At 43.3% G+C, this 17918-nt stretch carries 11 protein-coding genes; all 11 read left to right on the top strand.

Annotation, left to right across the window (positions count from 1 at the left end; all coding sequences use genetic code 11):
- Window positions 1-13 precede the first annotated feature (13 nt).
- The 11 genes from K1I43_RS14380 (at window position 14) to K1I43_RS14330 (ending at window position 17348) form a co-directional block, all read left to right on the top strand.
- Window positions 14-7177: an amino acid adenylation domain-containing protein gene (locus tag K1I43_RS14380; protein ID WP_019416995.1), complete on the top strand. Its 7164-nt coding sequence runs from the start codon at window positions 14-16 to the stop codon at window positions 7175-7177.
- A 19-nt stretch (window positions 7178-7196) separates the two neighbouring features.
- Window positions 7197-7403: an MbtH family protein gene (locus tag K1I43_RS14375; protein ID WP_019416996.1), complete on the top strand. Its 207-nt coding sequence runs from the start codon at window positions 7197-7199 to the stop codon at window positions 7401-7403.
- Window positions 7404-7649: 246 nt separating this feature from the next.
- Window positions 7650-8441, top strand: coding sequence for a 4'-phosphopantetheinyl transferase family protein (locus K1I43_RS14370; protein WP_019416997.1), 792 nt, complete (start codon window positions 7650-7652; stop codon window positions 8439-8441).
- 313 nt (window positions 8442-8754) lie between these two features.
- Window positions 8755-10392 (top strand): AraC family transcriptional regulator, encoded by a 1638-nt coding sequence (locus K1I43_RS14365; RefSeq protein WP_019416998.1) that lies wholly within the window; start codon window positions 8755-8757, stop codon window positions 10390-10392.
- A 99-nt stretch (window positions 10393-10491) separates the two neighbouring features.
- Window positions 10492-11478 carry an ABC transporter substrate-binding protein gene (locus K1I43_RS14360; protein WP_019416999.1) on the top strand — a complete coding sequence of 329 codons (987 nt, stop codon included), beginning with the start codon at window positions 10492-10494 and terminating at the stop codon, window positions 11476-11478.
- Between the two features lie 21 nt (window positions 11479-11499).
- The gene (locus tag K1I43_RS14355; RefSeq protein WP_019417000.1) at window positions 11500-12507 is read left to right on the top strand and encodes a FecCD family ABC transporter permease; all 1008 of its coding nucleotides are present in this window, start codon (window positions 11500-11502) and stop codon (window positions 12505-12507) included.
- Window positions 12500-13525, top strand: a complete 1026-nt coding sequence (locus tag K1I43_RS14350) for a FecCD family ABC transporter permease (protein WP_019417001.1) — start codon at window positions 12500-12502, stop codon at window positions 13523-13525. The genes K1I43_RS14355 and K1I43_RS14350 overlap by 8 nt, the downstream gene beginning before the upstream one ends.
- Before the next feature lie 44 nt (window positions 13526-13569).
- Window positions 13570-14136, top strand: a complete 567-nt coding sequence (locus tag K1I43_RS14345) for a nitroreductase family protein (RefSeq protein ID WP_220382685.1) — start codon at window positions 13570-13572, stop codon at window positions 14134-14136.
- Window positions 14137-14282: 146 nt separating this feature from the next.
- Window positions 14283-15146 (top strand): alpha/beta hydrolase, encoded by an 864-nt coding sequence (locus K1I43_RS14340; protein WP_019417003.1) that lies wholly within the window; start codon window positions 14283-14285, stop codon window positions 15144-15146.
- A 177-nt stretch (window positions 15147-15323) separates the two neighbouring features.
- Entirely contained in the window at window positions 15324-16244 is a 921-nt protein-coding gene (locus K1I43_RS14335; RefSeq protein ID WP_019417004.1) for an S-layer homology domain-containing protein, read from the top strand.
- 159 nt (window positions 16245-16403) lie between these two features.
- Complete coding sequence (locus K1I43_RS14330) at window positions 16404-17348, top strand: ABC transporter substrate-binding protein (protein WP_019417005.1); 945 nt, start codon at window positions 16404-16406, stop codon at window positions 17346-17348.
- The last annotated feature ends 570 nt before the right edge of the window (window positions 17349-17918 follow it).

Here is a 17918-nt window from a genome sequence, read left to right as displayed (position 1 = left end):
GGAGGCCGAATCCATGTCCATGAATCAGCGTCTGCGTTTGCCTTTATCGGGGGCGCAAGCGGGTATTTGGTTTGCTCAACAGCTCGATCCAGCAAATCCTATCTATAATACAGGAGAATACGTTGAAATTCACGGGCCGGTTGATCCGGCTCGCTTTGAACAAGCATTGCGTCATGTGTTGGTCCAAGCAGAATCATTGCACGCTCAATTTGGCGAAGATGAAAATGGGCCATGGCAGATCATTGATCCTTCGCCGGATTTCCCATTTTATTTCATCGACGTGAGCACAGCCGCAAATCCGGAGTCTGAAGCGCTTTTTTGGATGAAAAAAGATCTATCTAAACCGGTAGATTTAAAATGCGATCCGCTTTTTACGGAAGCGTTATTTAAGCTTTCTGATCAGCGCTTTTTCTGGTATCAGCGCATTCATCATATTGCCATCGATGGCTTTGGCTTTTCACTGATTGCCCAAAAAGTAGCGGAGACTTATACGGCGCTTATGAACGATCGAATGATCGCTGCTGATGAAGCCTTTGCCTCATTTCGTGAGGTGATAGAAGAAGAGAAAGTTTATCATGCCTCTGAGCAATATGAGCGTGACCGCCAATTTTGGTTAGAGCGTTTTCGCGATCAGCCTGAAGCCGTAAGCCTTTCTGATCGAGCGGCGCGCGCTTCGCATACGTTTATTCGGAAAACCGTCCATTTATCCGTCGCTCAAACCGAACGGTTGAAACAATCGACTCAATATTGGAAAGCGGGATGGCATGAGCTTTTCCTTGCGGCAACCGCTCTTTATCTTCATCGGTTGACAAGCGCCACCGATGTTATTCTTGGCTTGCCGATGATGAATCGCTTAGGTTCCGTGGCGTTGAATGTGCCGGCTATGGTGATGAATCTGGTTCCGTTTCGTCTGCATCTGCATGCAGATATGAAAATGTCACAGCTATTAAGCGCTGTTCGCCAGGAAATCAAAGAAATCAAGCAGCATCATAAATATCGCCATGAGCAACTGCGCCGCGATTTGAAGCTATTAGGGGAAAATCAACGCCTATTTGGCGTGCAAGTCAATATTATGCCGTTTGACTATGGATTGCATTTTGACGGATATCAAGGAATTACGCATAACCTTTCAGCTGGGCCTGTGGATGATTTGGCGATTAATGTATACGACCGAACAGATGGAAATGGTCTAAGAATTGATTTTGATGCAAATCCGGAGATTTATCAAGCTGATGACCTTGCCATTCATCAATCTAGGTTTTTGCAGATTTTGGAGATGCTCACAGTGTTGCAAGAGGATGTGACAATTGGAAGTGTAGAGCTGCTGCTTGAGCAAGAACGCCGCCAAGTCCTCGAAATATGGAACGAGACGGCACGGCATCATTCAGAAGCAAGTTTTTTACAGTTGTTTGAAAAACAAGCACAGCAACATCCAGAGGCGATGGCGGTCATTTGCGAAAATCAAATGCTTCGTTATCAAGAGCTGAATGAACAAGCCAATCGTTTGGCCCATTTGCTTGTAGAAAAGGGAGCAGGCCCCGAACAGTATGTAGCATTGGCTCTGCCGCGTTCCGCTGATATGGTTATCGCGATGCTAGCGGTGCTAAAAGCAGGTGCAGCCTACCTGCCGATTGATCCTGAATATCCAAAAGAGCGCTTAGCCTTTATGCTTGATGATGCGGAACCGCTTTGCATCATTACAAACTCAGCGACACAACCGAAATTATCGGCGATTTCTCCGCTTTCAATGATTGTGCTTGATCATCCAGAAACCGAAGAGGCAATCAAACGCTATCCTAGCACAAATGTTGAAAATGGGCGCTCTGCTCTTCATCCAGCCTATGTTATTTATACGTCTGGCTCAACAGGAAAGCCAAAAGGAGTGGTTGTGCCATTCCAAAACCTAAATAACTTTTTATTTGCCATGCAAGACAAATTTATGCTCAATGAGCGTGACCGTTGGCTGGCAGTGACAACGATTGCCTTTGATATTGCTGCTTTAGAAATCTTTCTCCCATTAATGAGCGGAGCAAGATTAATCGTAGCGAAAAAAGAAGCCATTCATGATCCGCAAACGCTCGCTGCGCTGATTTCTAATGAAGAGATTACGATCATGCAGGCGACGCCGACACTTTGGCATATGCTTGTGACGTATCATCCAGACAGCATCGCCGGGTTGCGGGTGCTTGTTGGAGGAGAAGCGTTGCCAAGCAGCCTTGCATCGGCTTTGGATCAGCTCGGGTGCGAGATCACGAATTTATACGGACCGACGGAGACAACGATATGGTCCACGATGGCGACTTTGCAGCAGGATGATATTGTCGCTCCTGTGATCGGTAAACCTATTTGGAATACACAAGTGTATGTTTTGGATCGTCATCTGCAGCCCGTTCCTCCTGGGGTAGCTGGTGAACTATATATTGCTGGCGAGGGGGTAGCGAGAGGCTACTTGAAACGGCCGGATTTGACCGCCGAGCGTTTTGTCGCTAATCCATACGGCCCACCAGGAAGCCGCATGTACCGGACAGGGGATCTTGTGCGTTGGCGCAAGGATGGCTCTTTAGATTATATCGGGCGTGTCGATTATCAAGTGAAGCTGCGCGGCTTCCGCATTGAGATCGGTGAAATTGAAGCCATATTAACCAAATATGATGAGGTAGAGCGGGCGGTAGTCGTGGCTCGTGAAGATCAACCAGGCGCTCCGCGATTGGTGGCTTATCTCATTCCTCGCGGTTCAAAAGGCGCGCTTGATCTTGCCGAACTGCGGCTTTATGTCAGCGAAAAGCTGCCAGATTATATGGTCCCATCGGCCTTTATGATTTTAGAGGAATTTCCGCTGACTCCAAACGGAAAAATTGATCGCAAGGCGCTGCCGGTTCCAGATTGGACGGTGACAATGAAGGGACGCAAGCCGCGAACACCGCAAGAAGAAATTTTATGTGAGCTTTTTGCTGAGGTGCTTGATTTGTCGGCAGTGGGCATTGACGATAACTTCTTTGAACTGGGAGGTCATTCGTTGCTGGCCGCGCGCTTAATCAGCCGCATCCGCGATGTGTTGGGCGTGGAGCTGGCGATCGGCAAGCTGTTTGAATCACCGACGGTGGCGAGCCTTGTTCATCATCTAAAGGAAGCGGCGCACGGGAAGCCGCCAGTGAAAGCGTATGCTCATAAAGACGAGATTCCTCTATCATTTGCTCAGCGGCGTTTATGGTTTTTACATCATTTAGAAGGTCCAAGCCCTACGTATAATATACCGGTCGTTGTGCATTTAACAGGCGCGCTTCAAATTGCTGCTTTGCGCCAAGCTTTATATGATGTGGTGGAACGGCATGAAACGTTGCGGACTATTTTCCCGGATCGTTCTGGCACTTCAAGGCAAATCGTTTTGGAACCGCATCAAGCACGTCCGGAGCTGATCGTTCAAGAAATTAGCGAAAATGAGTTATCTCGCGTGCTAAATGAGGCGGTGCGTTATAGCTTTGATTTAGCAAAAGAGCCGCCTATTCGAGCGCAACTGTTTGTGCTTGGAGAGAATCGATATGTACTGCTGCTTTTAATGCACCATATTGCAGCAGACGGCTGGTCGCTCACTCCGCTGACTCGTGACTTGGCTAGCGCTTACCAAGCGCATTGTCAGCAGCAAAAAGTGGATTGGCCACCTTTGCCAGTCACATATGCTGATTATGCTCTTTGGCAGCAGGAATTTTTAGGAAACGAAAACCATCCGGATCATCTCATTGCTAAACAGCTGGATTACTGGAAGCAGACGCTTGCTGATTTACCTGAAGAACTGGAGTGGTCGACTGACTATCCGCGCCCTGCGGAGTCCAGTTATGAAGGAGGAGTGGTCGAATTCAAGCTTGATGCGGAGCTCCATCAACGGCTATTAGCTTTGGCGCGTGAAAATAAAACAAGCTTATTTATGGTGCTCCAAGCGGGCTTTGCCGCTCTTCTCACTCGGTTGGGAGCGGGAACAGATATTCCGATCGGCAGTCCAATCGCAGGAAGAAACGACGATGCACTGGAAGACCTTGTGGGAATGTTTATTAATACGCTTGTGCTGCGTATGGATACATCAGGGAATCCAAGCTTCCGCGAGCTGCTTGCTAGAGTGAAGCAAGTGAATCTATCAGCTTATGAAAATCAAGATCTTCCATTTGAACGATTAGTGGAGGTTTTAAATCCGGTTCGTTCGCGGGCCAAGCACCCACTATTCCAAGTCATGTTTGTATTTCAAAATACACCGGAGCCAAAGTTGGAGTTGCAAGGTCTGGAAAGTCGATTAGAGGTTCGCAGCGTCGGTTCTGCCAAATTTGATTTGACGCTGGAGCTTCGCGAAAACCGGATGGGAGATGGCTCGCCAGCTGGATTAATAGGTTTATTTGAGTATAGCCGAGATTTATTCCAGCAGGAGACCGTTGAACGATTTGCCAAGCGGTTATGTCAGCTTCTTAAAGAAGTGGTGACGAATCCAGAATTGCCGATTGGACAAATTCATATGCTGCTGCCAGAAGAACGCAAGCTCCTTCTAAATCAAGCAGAGCATCGACAGCGGCATCTGTCTGCGGAAACCCTGCCAGCTTTATTTGAAAAACAAGTCCAAAGAGTTCCAGATGCGACAGCCGTTGTTTTTGAAGATCAAAAGCTTAGTTATGCCGAGCTAAATAAAAAAGCGAATCAGCTGGCTCATTTTCTCATCAGTAAAGGAGTGGGCCCAGAAAGAGTAGTCGCTCTTGCGTTGCCGCGTTCATTGGAAATGGTGATCGGCATTTTAGCGGTATTGAAGGCGGGAGGCGCTTACTTGCCTTTAGATCCGAATTATCCTGAAGATCGCATTGCCTATATGATGGAAGATGCGCAGCCGATGTATGTGATTGCCAATCAGCAAATGGCCGTTAAGCTTCCGCATACGCCGAATGTGGAGCATATCGTAGTCGATGCGGAGCATGTTGTGGGGCAAATTGGCCACTATCCGGAAACGAATCCGAATGATGCGGATCGAATCGAAGCTTTATCACCGTATCATATGGCTTATATCATCTATACTTCTGGCTCAACAGGAAAACCAAAAGGCGTGATGATTCCGCATCAAAATGTAGTTCGGCTTTTCCGGTCGACGGAGCATTGGTTCCAATTTTCCGAAAATGATAGTTGGACATTATTCCATTCTTATGCGTTTGACTTTTCCGTTTGGGAGATTTGGGGACCGTTCTTATATGGCGGACGTCTTGTTGTCGTTCCGCACCATGTAAGCCGTTCACCGAAGGAGTTTCTTCAATTACTCGTGGAGCAAAACGTCACGGTTCTTAATCAAACGCCATCCGCTTTTTATCAGCTGATGCAGGCTGATCGGGAAAACAGCGAATGGTCGAAGCAGCTTTCCTTGCGCTTTGTGATTTTTGGTGGAGAAGCATTGGAGTTGAGCCGTTTAGAAGATTGGTATGAGCGGCACCCTGAGAATCAGCCGAAGCTGATTAATATGTACGGTATTACGGAAACGACGGTGCATGTCAGCTATATTGAATTGGATCGAACGATTCTTTCTCTGAAAGGGAACAGCTTAATTGGTTGCAGCATTCCTGATTTAGAGGTGTATGTATTAGATGATCAGCTGCAGCCGGTTCCGCCGGGAGTGATTGGCGAGATGTATGTGGCTGGAGCTGGATTAGCAAGAGGATACTTAGGGCGCCCTGATTTAACCGCTGAACGCTTTATTGCTAATCCATTTGGACCGCCGGGCTCAAGAATGTATCGCACGGGCGATTTAGCAAAATGGCGCGTAGATGGGACTTTGGATTATATTGGTCGAGCCGATCATCAAGTTAAAATTAGAGGCTATCGAATTGAGTTGGGAGAGATTGAGGCGGTTTTAGCAAAACATCCTCAAATTGCCCAAGTAGCCGTTATTGTTCGGGAAGATCAGCCGGGGGATAAACGGCTTGTAGCCTACATTGTGCCTGCAAAGGATGCCGTGTTTGAATCATCCGAGCTGCGGAAATATGTTGCGGCTAGCCTGCCTGATTATATGATTCCATCCGCTTTTGTCATGATCGAAGCTTTGCCGTTAACTCCGAATGGTAAATTGGATCGCAAAGCGTTACCAATGCCTGATTTAGCGATCGAAGTGAATGGGCGCGGGCCGCGAACACCTCAAGAGGAGATGTTATGTGACCTCTTTATGGAGATTCTCCGCTTACCGCGTGTCGGCATTGACGATGGATTCTTTGAACTTGGAGGCCATTCACTCTTGGCCGTTCAGTTAATGAGCCGTATTCGTGAGACGTTTGGAGTCGAGCTGAGCATAGGTGATTTATTTGAAGCTCCTACCGTTGCGGGTCTTGCTGAGAAATTAGAAATGGGAAGCAGTCATAATGCGTTGGATATATTGTTGCCATTGCGAGCTTCTGGTACAGAGCCTCCGCTATTTTGCGTACACCCAGCGGGAGGTCTTAGCTGGTGCTATGCAGGATTGATGACATCGATCGGAACGGAATATCCAATATACGGATTGCAGGCTCGAGGTATTGCGAAAGCTGAGAGATTGCCAGAGACATTAGATGAGATGGCTGCTGATTATATTGAGCAAATGAAGGCTGTTCAGCCTAAAGGACCATATTACTTATTAGGATGGTCGCTAGGCGGAAATGTCGTGCATGCGATGGCGACACAGCTGCAGCAGCAAGGAGACGAGATTGCACTTCTAGTGATGTTAGACGCATACCCTAGCCACTTTTTACCGATTGCTAAGGCACCGGATGAGCAAGAGGCCTTGATTGCATTGCTTGCTTTAGGAGGATATGATCCGGATAACATGGATGGGAAGCCGTTGAATTTGGAGAATACGATTGAGATGCTTCGGGGTGACGGTAGTGCGCTAGCTAGCTTAGAAGAGTCCACCATCTTCAATCTTAAAAACACGTATGTAAATTCTGTCCGTATTTTAAGTGAATATATGCCACGGCGCTATAAGGGAGATCTCCTATTCTTCCGCTCAACCATTATTCCGGAATGGTTTGATCCAATCGAGCCGGAGGCATGGCTACCATACATCGATGGCCGAATCATTCAATATGATATCGAATGCCGCCATAAGGATATGTGCCAGCCTGGGCCATTGGCTGAAATTGGCCGCGTTCTTGCTGATCAATTAAGAAATAAAGTGATTTCATTCCAATGAATGGAGGGAGAGGTATAAAATGACCAACCCTTTTGAAAATCAAGATGGGACCTATGTTGTCTTAATCAATGAGGAAGGCCAGTACTCGCTCTGGCCGTCCTCCATTGCGGTTCCTTCCGGTTGGAAAATTGTGTTTTCAGAAAATACACGTGCCGCTTGCCACGATTATATTCATACACACTGGACGGACATGAGGCCTAACAGTTTGCGAGAAATCAAAAAATAAAATAGATCATCCGCCTAGACCGTGGATCAAGTTCAGTAGCTTCAACACTTGTCGTAGAGCAGTGGCTTCTGTGGACTCTTCCACCTACACCTGATGAATAGGTTAAATAAAAACTTAACGACTTTAACTTGGCAATGAACGGTGCCAAATCGGAGTTGAGCAGGAAAGGATCAAGCCCTTAGAACACCTGCTTAACTCTTCTTTTATTTTCCACACGATCAAGCAAAACGGAAATGAGAGAGGAGAATGGTTGCCGTGGTGGAATGGGAAATAGCGAATTCAGTTCCTCATTTAACGAAGCATGCGTGCCAGGTTTGGCTCGCTAACATCCGCGATCTACAATCGTGGCATATTCGATTGCTGAATGCGGAGGAAAAGGAAAGAGTACAATCATTTCGGAAGGGGCAAGATCGAGCTCGTTTTATGATCGGTTGTGTATTAAGTCGCTTTGTATTAGCGGCGCAGCTCAATATGGCTCCGCATGAAGTGCCGATTGATCGCACTTGCTCGGCTTGTCGTAAGGCTCATGGCCGTCCGCAGCTGCCTGACCGTTCATTGCAATGGTCGATTTCTCATTCCGGTGAGAGAGTTCTCGTTGCTTTTACAGCTGGCATCCCCGTTGGTGTCGACATTGAGTGGATGGATGACTCTCACGCTTTAGATGTAAGGCAAATGGCCAATGAAGTGCTAGCAGAGGAAGAAAAATATCATGTGCTTCAAGCATCGCCTCAGGAGCAAAAGAGGGCTTTTTATACATATTGGACAAGGAAAGAAGCGATATTGAAAGCAACGGGCAAGGGATTGCAAATTTCTCCATTGCATGTGATCGTATCTGCGCCTCATCAAACCCCACGGTTACTTTATTTGAAAGATGACCCTGATTGCCTAAACCGTGCAACGATGTATCCGTTAGAGATTGATAACGGTTATGTGGCCTCATTAGCTTTGCTGGATAAAGCGAGCCAAAAAATAGAACGATATGATTCTGGAAGGTTGCTGAGGGAAGGGTTTGGCTGGAAAGATGAGTATAATAAATAAAGATGTGAATGATTGAGAAGGGATGGATAAGGCTGTTCTCAACAGGAGAACAGCCTTGTTTTTTTGCCGTGTGTCTGCGTGTTCCTGATCTTCGTGTGTTGAAAACACCCTATTCTCTTTCTTTTCAGATGCTATCTATATCAAATAGTTGAACTTGAATGGGAGTATATTGTGAAAAAGGGAATGATTTGATATAATTATTATAATAATGATAATCATTATCAAACGCTAAATAACAATGAATGGTCAAAGCTCGAATAAAATCGCTCTTTTTCATGTATAGATGCAGAAGCAAGAAGGAGGGAGAAAGATCATGGTCCAATCTGAAATGATCAAGCAAGAGGCCGATGAGTTTGCTTGGGATTGCTCGTTTTTTAGAATGCGGGAGATGCAGTTTATCAAAGAAGAAGGCGATTGGCGGATCGAACAGCAGCTTACAACTTCTCATGTACTGATGATCGTTAAAGGTGGACAAGGACATTTTATGTTAAATAGTCACAGGTATCGACTGCGGCAGAATACCGCTTATATGTGCTCCCCTGGTGATACATATGGAATTGAAATAGAAGCAAGAAGTAAAATGTTCTTGTTTAAGTTTGACGTGTTTCAACGGAAAGGTTCAGGATATGAGTGCCTATCCGATCACGGGGAATGCTTCTTTCCGTTACAGGGGGAAATCCCTGTGTTTCCTGCGGATCGGCTGATCTCGTTATGTGATGAAATTTATGATCATTGGCGAAGCGAGGATGAGCTGGAACGGTTTCGCTGCCAGCTTGCTTTCCAAGAGCTGTTTTATTATATCATGAAGCATCGTTCGCCTTTTCCTAAAGAATCACGAACATCGCTAGAGGAAGCTAAAAACTATATGGAACGTTATTTTTATGAGAATTTGACGATTGAGCAATTAGCAAGGATATCCAATATTAGTCCTAAATATTTTGTAGATTTGTTCAAAAAAACGTATGGAATGAGCGCAATGGATTATTTAACAGAGCTTCGGCTGAATAAGGCAAAGCGTCTGATGGCGCAATCCGACGCTAAACTGCGTGATATCGCCCATCAGGTTGGTTATCATGATGAATTTTACTTTAGCCGTAAATTTAAAAAGAAGGTAGGGGTTACGCCGACCGCTTATATGAAAAGCCGCCGGCGAAAAATTGCTGCTTATACGTCTCCGATTACCGGCCAATTGCTTGCATTAAAGATTATTCCTTATGCGGCGCCGCTTCATCCGAAATGGACGGCATATTATTACAAAATGTACCGTGACGATATTTCTGTCCCTCTCAGTGCTTATCGCAAAAACCAAGATTGGGAATCGAAAGTTGAGGCTCTGTCCCATGAGCGGCCGGATGTGATTATTAGCACAGACGATCTTGAAAAGATGGAGAAGGCGAGGCTTGAACAGATTGCTCCTATTTTTTATGTTCCGTGGACTGAGAAAAACTGGCGGGAGCAGCTGATGCTGACGGCTGAATTTTTAGGAGAAGAGAAGGAAGCAGAGAACTGGCTTCAAATGTATGATCGAAAGGTGAAGTTTGCTAGACAACAGCTAAAGCGAGAAGTAGGAGAGGACACATTTTTGGTCGTGCGAATCTCGAAGCAGCATTTATATGCTCATTGTAATCGTGGCATGTCAGAGGTGTTTTATCAGGATTTGCAAATGAATGCCGCGTATCCTAAGAGCGGTGTTTACAACGAGCCTATTGTGCTCGATCAGCTTGCTCAAATAGATGCGGATCATTTGTTACTATTAATTAGGCAGGAAGAAGAAACGTTAGCTTTTTGGAATCAATTGCAATATTCATTTCCATGGCAAGAACTGAAAGCGGTTCGCCATCATCAAGTATATGTGCTTCCTTCCGATCCGTGGGTGGAGTACTCGGCATATGCCCACGATCGAATTATTGATGAATCGTTAAAGTTTTTTTCTGGAATTTGTCCAAAATGAATTTCGGATACTGTCCATGTTCAGGGTGGAAGATCTAAATTATAATCATAAATGATAATCGTTATCACATAGAGGGTGAGGGGAGGACTTAAGAGAGACATGAAGAGAAACTATCTTTATCTAGGTCTGATAGCTCTACTTATTTTAGTATTGAGCGCTTGCGGCGCGAAAGAATCATCAGCGCCTGAAAAATCGGGGGATCGCTCGAATAAAAAACAAGAAACACAAGCATATCTAAATGAAAAACATACGATTCATTATCTTGGAAAAGATTACACAGTTCCAGTCAAAACGGATAAAATCGTTATCACTGGAAGCATGGAAACCATGGAAGATGCGCTTGTGTTAGGAGTAAAGCCGCTTGGGGGCATTACGGTTGGCGGCAAGTTCCCAGAAATGTTTAAGGACATTACAGGCTCTACTGTCTCTATCGGTGAGAAAGCGCAGCCTAATATTGAGGAAATCTTAAAATTAAAACCAGACGTTATTTTCTCGACGACAAAATTCCCGCCAGATGTTGCGCAAAAACTGGAAAAAATAACAACAACGATCCCGATTTCTCACATCTCAACAGATTGGGAAGCGAATTTGCGTGTGTTGGCAGAAGTTACTGGAACACGAGACAAAGCTGATGAAGTATTAAACCAATATAAAAAAGACTTGGAAGAAGCGAAAGCGAAGCTGGGAGACAAGCTAAAAGATAAAAAGGTCGTGGCGGTTCGCATTCGCAGCGGAAATATTATGATCTATCCGCCAGATGTATTTTTCAATCCTTCGCTATATACGGATTTAGGACTGACCGTACCTCAAGAAATTCAAAATGCGAAAGCTCAGGAAATGATTTCTTTAGAGAAATTTAGCGAAATGAATCCTGACTATATTTTTGTGCAATTCTCAGAAGATGAAAATAAAAACAATCCTAAAGCACTTGAAGAGCTGCAAAACAATCCAATTTGGAAAAGCATCAATGCTGTGAAAAATGATAAAGTGTTCGTCAACGTTGTCGACCCGCTTGCACAAGGCGGCACAGCGTGGAGCAAAATCAATTTCTTGAAAGCAGCTGTGGAGAAGCTCGGCAACGAATAATACAAGGCAGGTAGCGTCAATATGCAATTAAGAATTTCTCCGTCAGCTTTGATTTTATGGATTTCACCGATTGTGGCAGTGTTTATCATTATCGCATCTATTTTGTATGGGGCCAAAAATATAGATGCGTGGACTGTTTGGAAAGCGATAGTTGATTTTGATCCGAATAATGTGAATCATCAAATTGTCAGGCATTCCAGACTGCCAAGAGTGATCGGTGCTCTTTTGATTGGTGCATTCCTTGCGATTTCAGGAACGATTATGCAAGGGATGACAAGGAACTATTTAGCGTCTCCCTCCATTATGGGGGTTTCAGATGGTTCGGTTTTTGCGATTACACTTTGCATGATTATTCAGCCGGGCGCCTCTTCGCTTGAGATGATCATGTACTCGTTGGTTGGTTCAGCTGTTGCCGTAGGCTTCGTGTTCTGGATGGCCTCCGTCCTGCCCAATGGAATGTCGCCTGTTCGAATGGCGATTATTGGAACGATTATCGGAACATTTTTGAGCAGCATATCAGCCGCTCTCTCTTCTTATTTTCAAGTTTCACAGGATGTGAGCTTTTGGTACAATGCCCGGCTGCATCAAATGGATCCTCATTTAATTAAATTGGCAGTGCCCTTTGCCATTGTTGGCCTTGCTATTGCCATCATAATCTCTAAATCGATTACTATTTTGTCGTTAGGAGAGGAAATATCGGTCAGCTTAGGTCAGAAAACGATGGTGATCAAGGCCTTGGCGATCGCCAGCGTGGTTATCTTGACAGGCATTTCTGTTGCTTTGGTTGGCAATATCGGTTTCGTTGGTTTGATTATTCCTCATATGACGAGGTTTTTAGTGGGGGTTGATTATCGCCGAATTATTCCTTGTGCCGGTGCTCTTGGGGCGATCTTTTTGGCGCTTTCCGATATTTTAAGCCGATTTTTGAATTATCCGTTTGAAACACCGATCGGGGTCGTTACATCTTTGATTGGTGTGCCTTTCTTCCTCTATTTAATTTATACGAGAGGGGGAGGAAAGGATGCTTAATCCTTCAGCCAAGCGCTATTGGTTAGTGTTATTTAGTAATATTGTCATTATATTGTTGGCCATTTATATTAGTCTAACAAATGGAATATTTGATATAACCGTTCAAGATGTCTTAAAAACACTACTGCGAATTGATCCGGTTCCGGAGCATGATTTGGTGATTTTGGATTTCCGTCTGCCGCGTATTGTCATTGCTGCGTTGGTTGGTTTTGGCTTGGGAATTGCCGGAGCGACCATCCAAGGAATTAGCCGGAATGGTTTGGCTGATCCAGGAATTTTGGGCATTAATGCTGGAGCTGGAGCCATGATCGTCATTTTTATGCTTTTCTTTGGAGGGCGCATGACAGTGGAAAGCGATTGGTTATCAATTTTAGCGATGCCGCTGTTTGGATGGGTCGGCGGATTGGGTGCCGCCCTGCTGATTTATCTATTTGCTCGACAGAATGGCCATTTAGATACGCAGCGCCTCATTCTTGTAGGAATTGCCGGAGGGTCTGGTTTTGGGGCTCTATCCTTATATTTATCGTTAAAGATGAATCCACAGGATTTTGAAATGGCGACGGTATGGCTGGCGGGAAGCATTTGGAACGCAAATTGGAAATATATTGTTGCCATGTTGCCGTGGATCATTCTGCTGGTGCCGATTATTATAAGCAAAGCTTATATTCTCGATTTGTTCCAATTGGGGGAAAATAGTGCAAAAAGCTTAGGGGTTTCTACTGAAAAGGAAAAAAATATATTGCTACTGACGAGTATTGGTATTGTCAGTGCGTGCGTGTCTGTGTCTGGAAACATCGGCTTTGTTGGTTTGATTGCTCCCCATATCGCCAAGCGTCTCGTCGGGATTTATCATCAGCGCGTCATCCCTATTAGCGGAACGATTGGCATGTTGCTAGTAGTGGTTTCAGACTTTATTGCTAAAACGGTTTTTGCACCTGTCGAACTGTCTGTCGGAATTGTCATCGCCATCATTGGCATTCCTTACTTCGTGTACTTGTTATTTAAAACAAAAGTGTAAGCGAACAGGGGACATCTCGAAAACTGAAAAATGGAGGGTTGCTTATGGAGCTGAGCCAATTGCTGCGAGATCGCCGTTCCGTTCATATATTTGAAGATCGTCCTGTATCACCTGAGCTTGTAATGGAGCTGCTTGATACAGCTGTTTGGGCTCCTAATCACCGTCTGACTCAGCCTTGGCGGTTTATTTTAACATATGGAGAAGGCCGTAGAAAAATTGCTGATGCCGTGCGGACAATGAAAGAAAACAAAGAAGCGGACCCATTGAAAAGAAAGGAAATCGGCCAAAAATTTTACGATAAAATCATGTCTATTCCGATGATTTTAACGGTGTTGATGAGGGAGGACCCTAATTTGGTTGTTAGAGAAGAAGATTATGCAGCAACGAGTTGTGTGATCCATAATTTTAGTCTGCTCGCATGGGAAAAAGGGATCGGCATGGTGTGGGAGACATATGGATGGCTGCATGATCCTATTTTTCGGAAAGCGATGGGAATTCAGCCCGGAGAGAAAGCCGTTGGCAATCTCCATATCGGCTATCCTGCAAAGATTCCACCCGCTCGATCGCGTATTCCAGCTTCGCAATTAACGACTATTTCTAATCAGGCATAAGGTTGAGGTTTGTTCTATGTTAAAGGAAAGCTATATTGGGATGATATTTCCAATTGAAGGTTAGAGAGAGGGGGGAGAAAGTCCCTAATATGCAAAAGGAGTTAGCCAATATCGAATTGTCTATGTTAAAAATGGAGGGGATAAGGTTGGATTCTAAAGAAAGAGAGTTATTTTCTTCAATTATTCATCCGTCAAGCATTAGTGAGTTCACCATTCCACGAACGAAGCAGTTTGTGATGTATTCTCGCTGTGGGAATCGTGAATATCGGATTTTTGTTGCTCAACCTTATGCGGATCCGCCTCCTTCGGGATTTCCGGTGATTTATGTACTTGATGCCAATGTGGTATTTGGCACGATGGTGGAAGCAATGCGCGTGCAGGCAGAACGTCCTGATCGCACAGGAGTTATTCCGACAGTGATAGTCGGTATTGGTTATCCAACAGAAAGGGCATTTTCGCCTGCCCGCTTTTACGATTTTACCATGTCTGTTCCGGAAAGCGAATTACCTGATCGTCCAGATGGAAAGGCATGGCCGGAAATGGGAGGAGCAGCAACTTTTTTGGAATTTATTGAAACTGAACTGAAGCCTAAAATAGAGCAAGAATTGCCAATCGATCGGAAGAGGCAAGCCATTTTTGGCCATTCTCTCGGTGGTCTCTTTGCTCTGCAGGTGCTTTTTACGAAGCCGACTGCTTTCAAAACGTACATTGCTGGAAGTCCTTCTATTCATTGGAGTAAACAACTATTGCTTGAAGCGGAACAACGCTTTGTTGCTCGCATCAAACAAGAAGCACTCAACGTTAACGTACTTTTGGCGGCTGGAGAGTTAGAAAGAAGCCACAAAAGCCGGATTAACGTTCATGCTGAAGAACTGGCAGAGCGTCTTTCCAATTTAGTTGAATTTGGATTGTATGTAGAATTTTATGAGTTTATTGGAGAAGGGCATATTTCAGTTTTACCAGCCCTTGCTAGTCGAGCTTTACGATTTGCATCAAAAAATAGCATGTAATAAATTTCTTTGCTATTAGTCTGTGCGAATTGTTCATATAGCTCGTACAGCTAACATGTTAGAAAGATTTAATTTTTTTAATGGAAATGTATTATTTCTGTTTTATGTCGCAAGATGAGCGTTGATATTTCTATGCATTTTTTATAAATAAACAAAATAAAATGGGAGGAAATCCAAATGAAACGTTTATTTCTACAAACATTATTATTTTGTACCTCATTGCTATTTTTGTCGTCTATAAGTCCTGTGGCCGCAACGGGTTCCTTTTCTGATGTGAATTCTAGTCATTGGGCTTATGATGAAATAAATTATTTGGTCAACAAAAAAATTATCAATGAAAAAAACAAGAATTTCTTTCCCAATCTCGACATGAAAAGAATAGAAGCTGCCGAAATGTTAGTAAAGGCGTTAGGACTAGATACAAAAAACCGTCCAAATCCTAATTTTAAAGATATTAAACCTGGGGATTATGGATATGAGTATGTTGCTACACTTGCAGATGAGGGCATCATGGTGGGTAACAATGGTTATTTCAAACCTCGTGATACATTAACAAGGGGGCAAATGGCAAAAATTATTGCTGAATCTTATCATTTAGATTATGTGTTTGGTTCGGAATTTGATGATATTGATAAAGATAGTTGGCTATACGATTATGTTTCTTGCCTTGTTGATAACTATATTACAACAGGATATCCAGATAATAAATATCGTCCAAGCCATCCTGTGAAGCGTTCGCAGTTTTCCGTAGTCTTAGCAAGATTATTAGATGACTCATTTAAACAGACTATATTGTTTAAACCTATTAGTAATAATTGGAAAGAAGATGGGAGCTTAGTTATTACAGTAGAAATAAAAAATAACTTACCTTATCCTGTTGAGGTCAATGATTCACTTATAGTGGTAACCAACAGTGATGAATGGATTGCTCGCGAATTTTTTGAATTTGAGCCAAATGAGCTTTATTTAAAAGCCAAACAATCGAAACAATTAGATCTTATTTTCTCACCTTATAATTTTTATGATGCTTCAATCAATTCATCAACTAATTTAGCTAATATTGCTTTTTATGCCCAGACAACTATCTCGAAAAAATAAATCAGTATTAAGTAGACTTTTTTGTTAGTTGTTTTAGAAGAATTCGAGTATTTATAACTAATTCATTGATATTATAAAATGTTCTAAATATTTTATGTTTACAGATGAAAACAAAAGGATTATTTATAATTAATTATTATGGCGAAAGGGAGTGCGCTAATGGAAATATGGAAGTGGCTTCATCGTAGTTTCATTGTTCTACTTATTACGCTTTTAGCTATTGGTGGAGGACAAGCAATAGTCGAGGCAGCCACCAGCAAGACGATTAAAATTAAATATCTTGGGAAGACGTATACTGTTCCTATGCCAGTGGAAAGAATTGTGATAACCGGAAGCATGGAAACGATGGAAGATGCCCTTGTCCTAGATGTGAAGCCTATTGGGGGCATCACGATTGGTGGGAAGTTTCCAAGTATGTTCAAAAAAATTACAGGTTCTACGGTATCCATTGGTGAAAAAACTCAGCCGAATATGGAGACCATCGTCAAACTAAAACCAGATGTTATTTTAGCTTCGACCAAATTCCCGAAAGATGTGTTGAATAAATTGCAAAAAATCGCCCTCACAATTCCAGTTTCCCACATCTCGACAGATTGGGAAGCCAACTTACGGTTGCTAGCTACATTAACGGGAAAGAAACAGCAGGCAGAGAACATCATCAAAAGCTACAAAGCTGAACTGACGACGGCTAAGAAAAAGTTAGGTACTAAGCTGAAAGGGAAAAAAGTAGTTGCGATCCGAATTAGAAATGGCAACATTATGATTTATAATAAAGATGTGTTTTTCAATCCTACGCTGTATAGAGATTTAGGATTGATGGTGCCAAATGAGATTAAAAAGGCGAAATCTCAGGAAGTGATGTCTCTTGAGAAATTCAGCGCCATGAACCCTGATTATATCTTTGTCCAATTCTCGACAGAAGAGAACAAAAATAATACTGATGCATTGAAGCAACTGCAAAAAAATCCAATTTGGAAAAGTATAGAAGCTGTGAAAAATAAAAAAGTGTTCGTCAATGTTGTTGATCCACTTGCACAGGGAGGAACAGCGTGGAGTAAAACAAAATTTCTGAAAATCTCCGTGAAGTTACTGAGTAGTAAATAAATTGTAAGTTAAAGCCCGTTAATGTGAAGATCAGAATTTTTAGTTATAAACTTTGGTTTTTATCAATCACGATGGTGATTAGTCACCATCGTGATTCTTTTCACGATATATGTTCAATATTTTATATCTGCTAATTCACATCCTAGTGGTAATATACTACTTGTTAATGCGATTGGTACTCATATTCACCATGCCTTGTTATTGCGATTGTTTTTTTGTCAGTTTCCTAATCTCGGTTAATAAGCAAATCATGCGATATCTCTGTCTTGCCTAAAAGAAGCAAGAAAAAATGACAAAAAACCCATAAGAAAGCTACCTGTTGCGCTCGATTGTTTCTCCAAAGATATACAATTGTCATGACTGCAATGGACATGATACAAGAAAACCCTCCAATTAGCATGTCCATCACCTCTTCTTCTATCGGCAAATGCTTATGTATAAATGGGGCTGACCCAAAAGTCCGCTAAAAAGCGGACTTTTGGGAGTTGGTTTTCATATTTTGTAAAATAAGAGAGGGATTTACCTCTCATTTTTCTATTTCTTAAGCCTCTAAGGATCGTTGTTTGTCCT

Source organism: Anoxybacillus sp. ST70, assembly GCF_019553625.1.
GTDB classification, from domain to species: domain Bacteria; phylum Bacillota; class Bacilli; order Bacillales; family Anoxybacillaceae; genus Anoxybacillus; species Anoxybacillus gonensis.
This window is presented reverse-complemented; position numbering and strand designations above follow the sequence as displayed.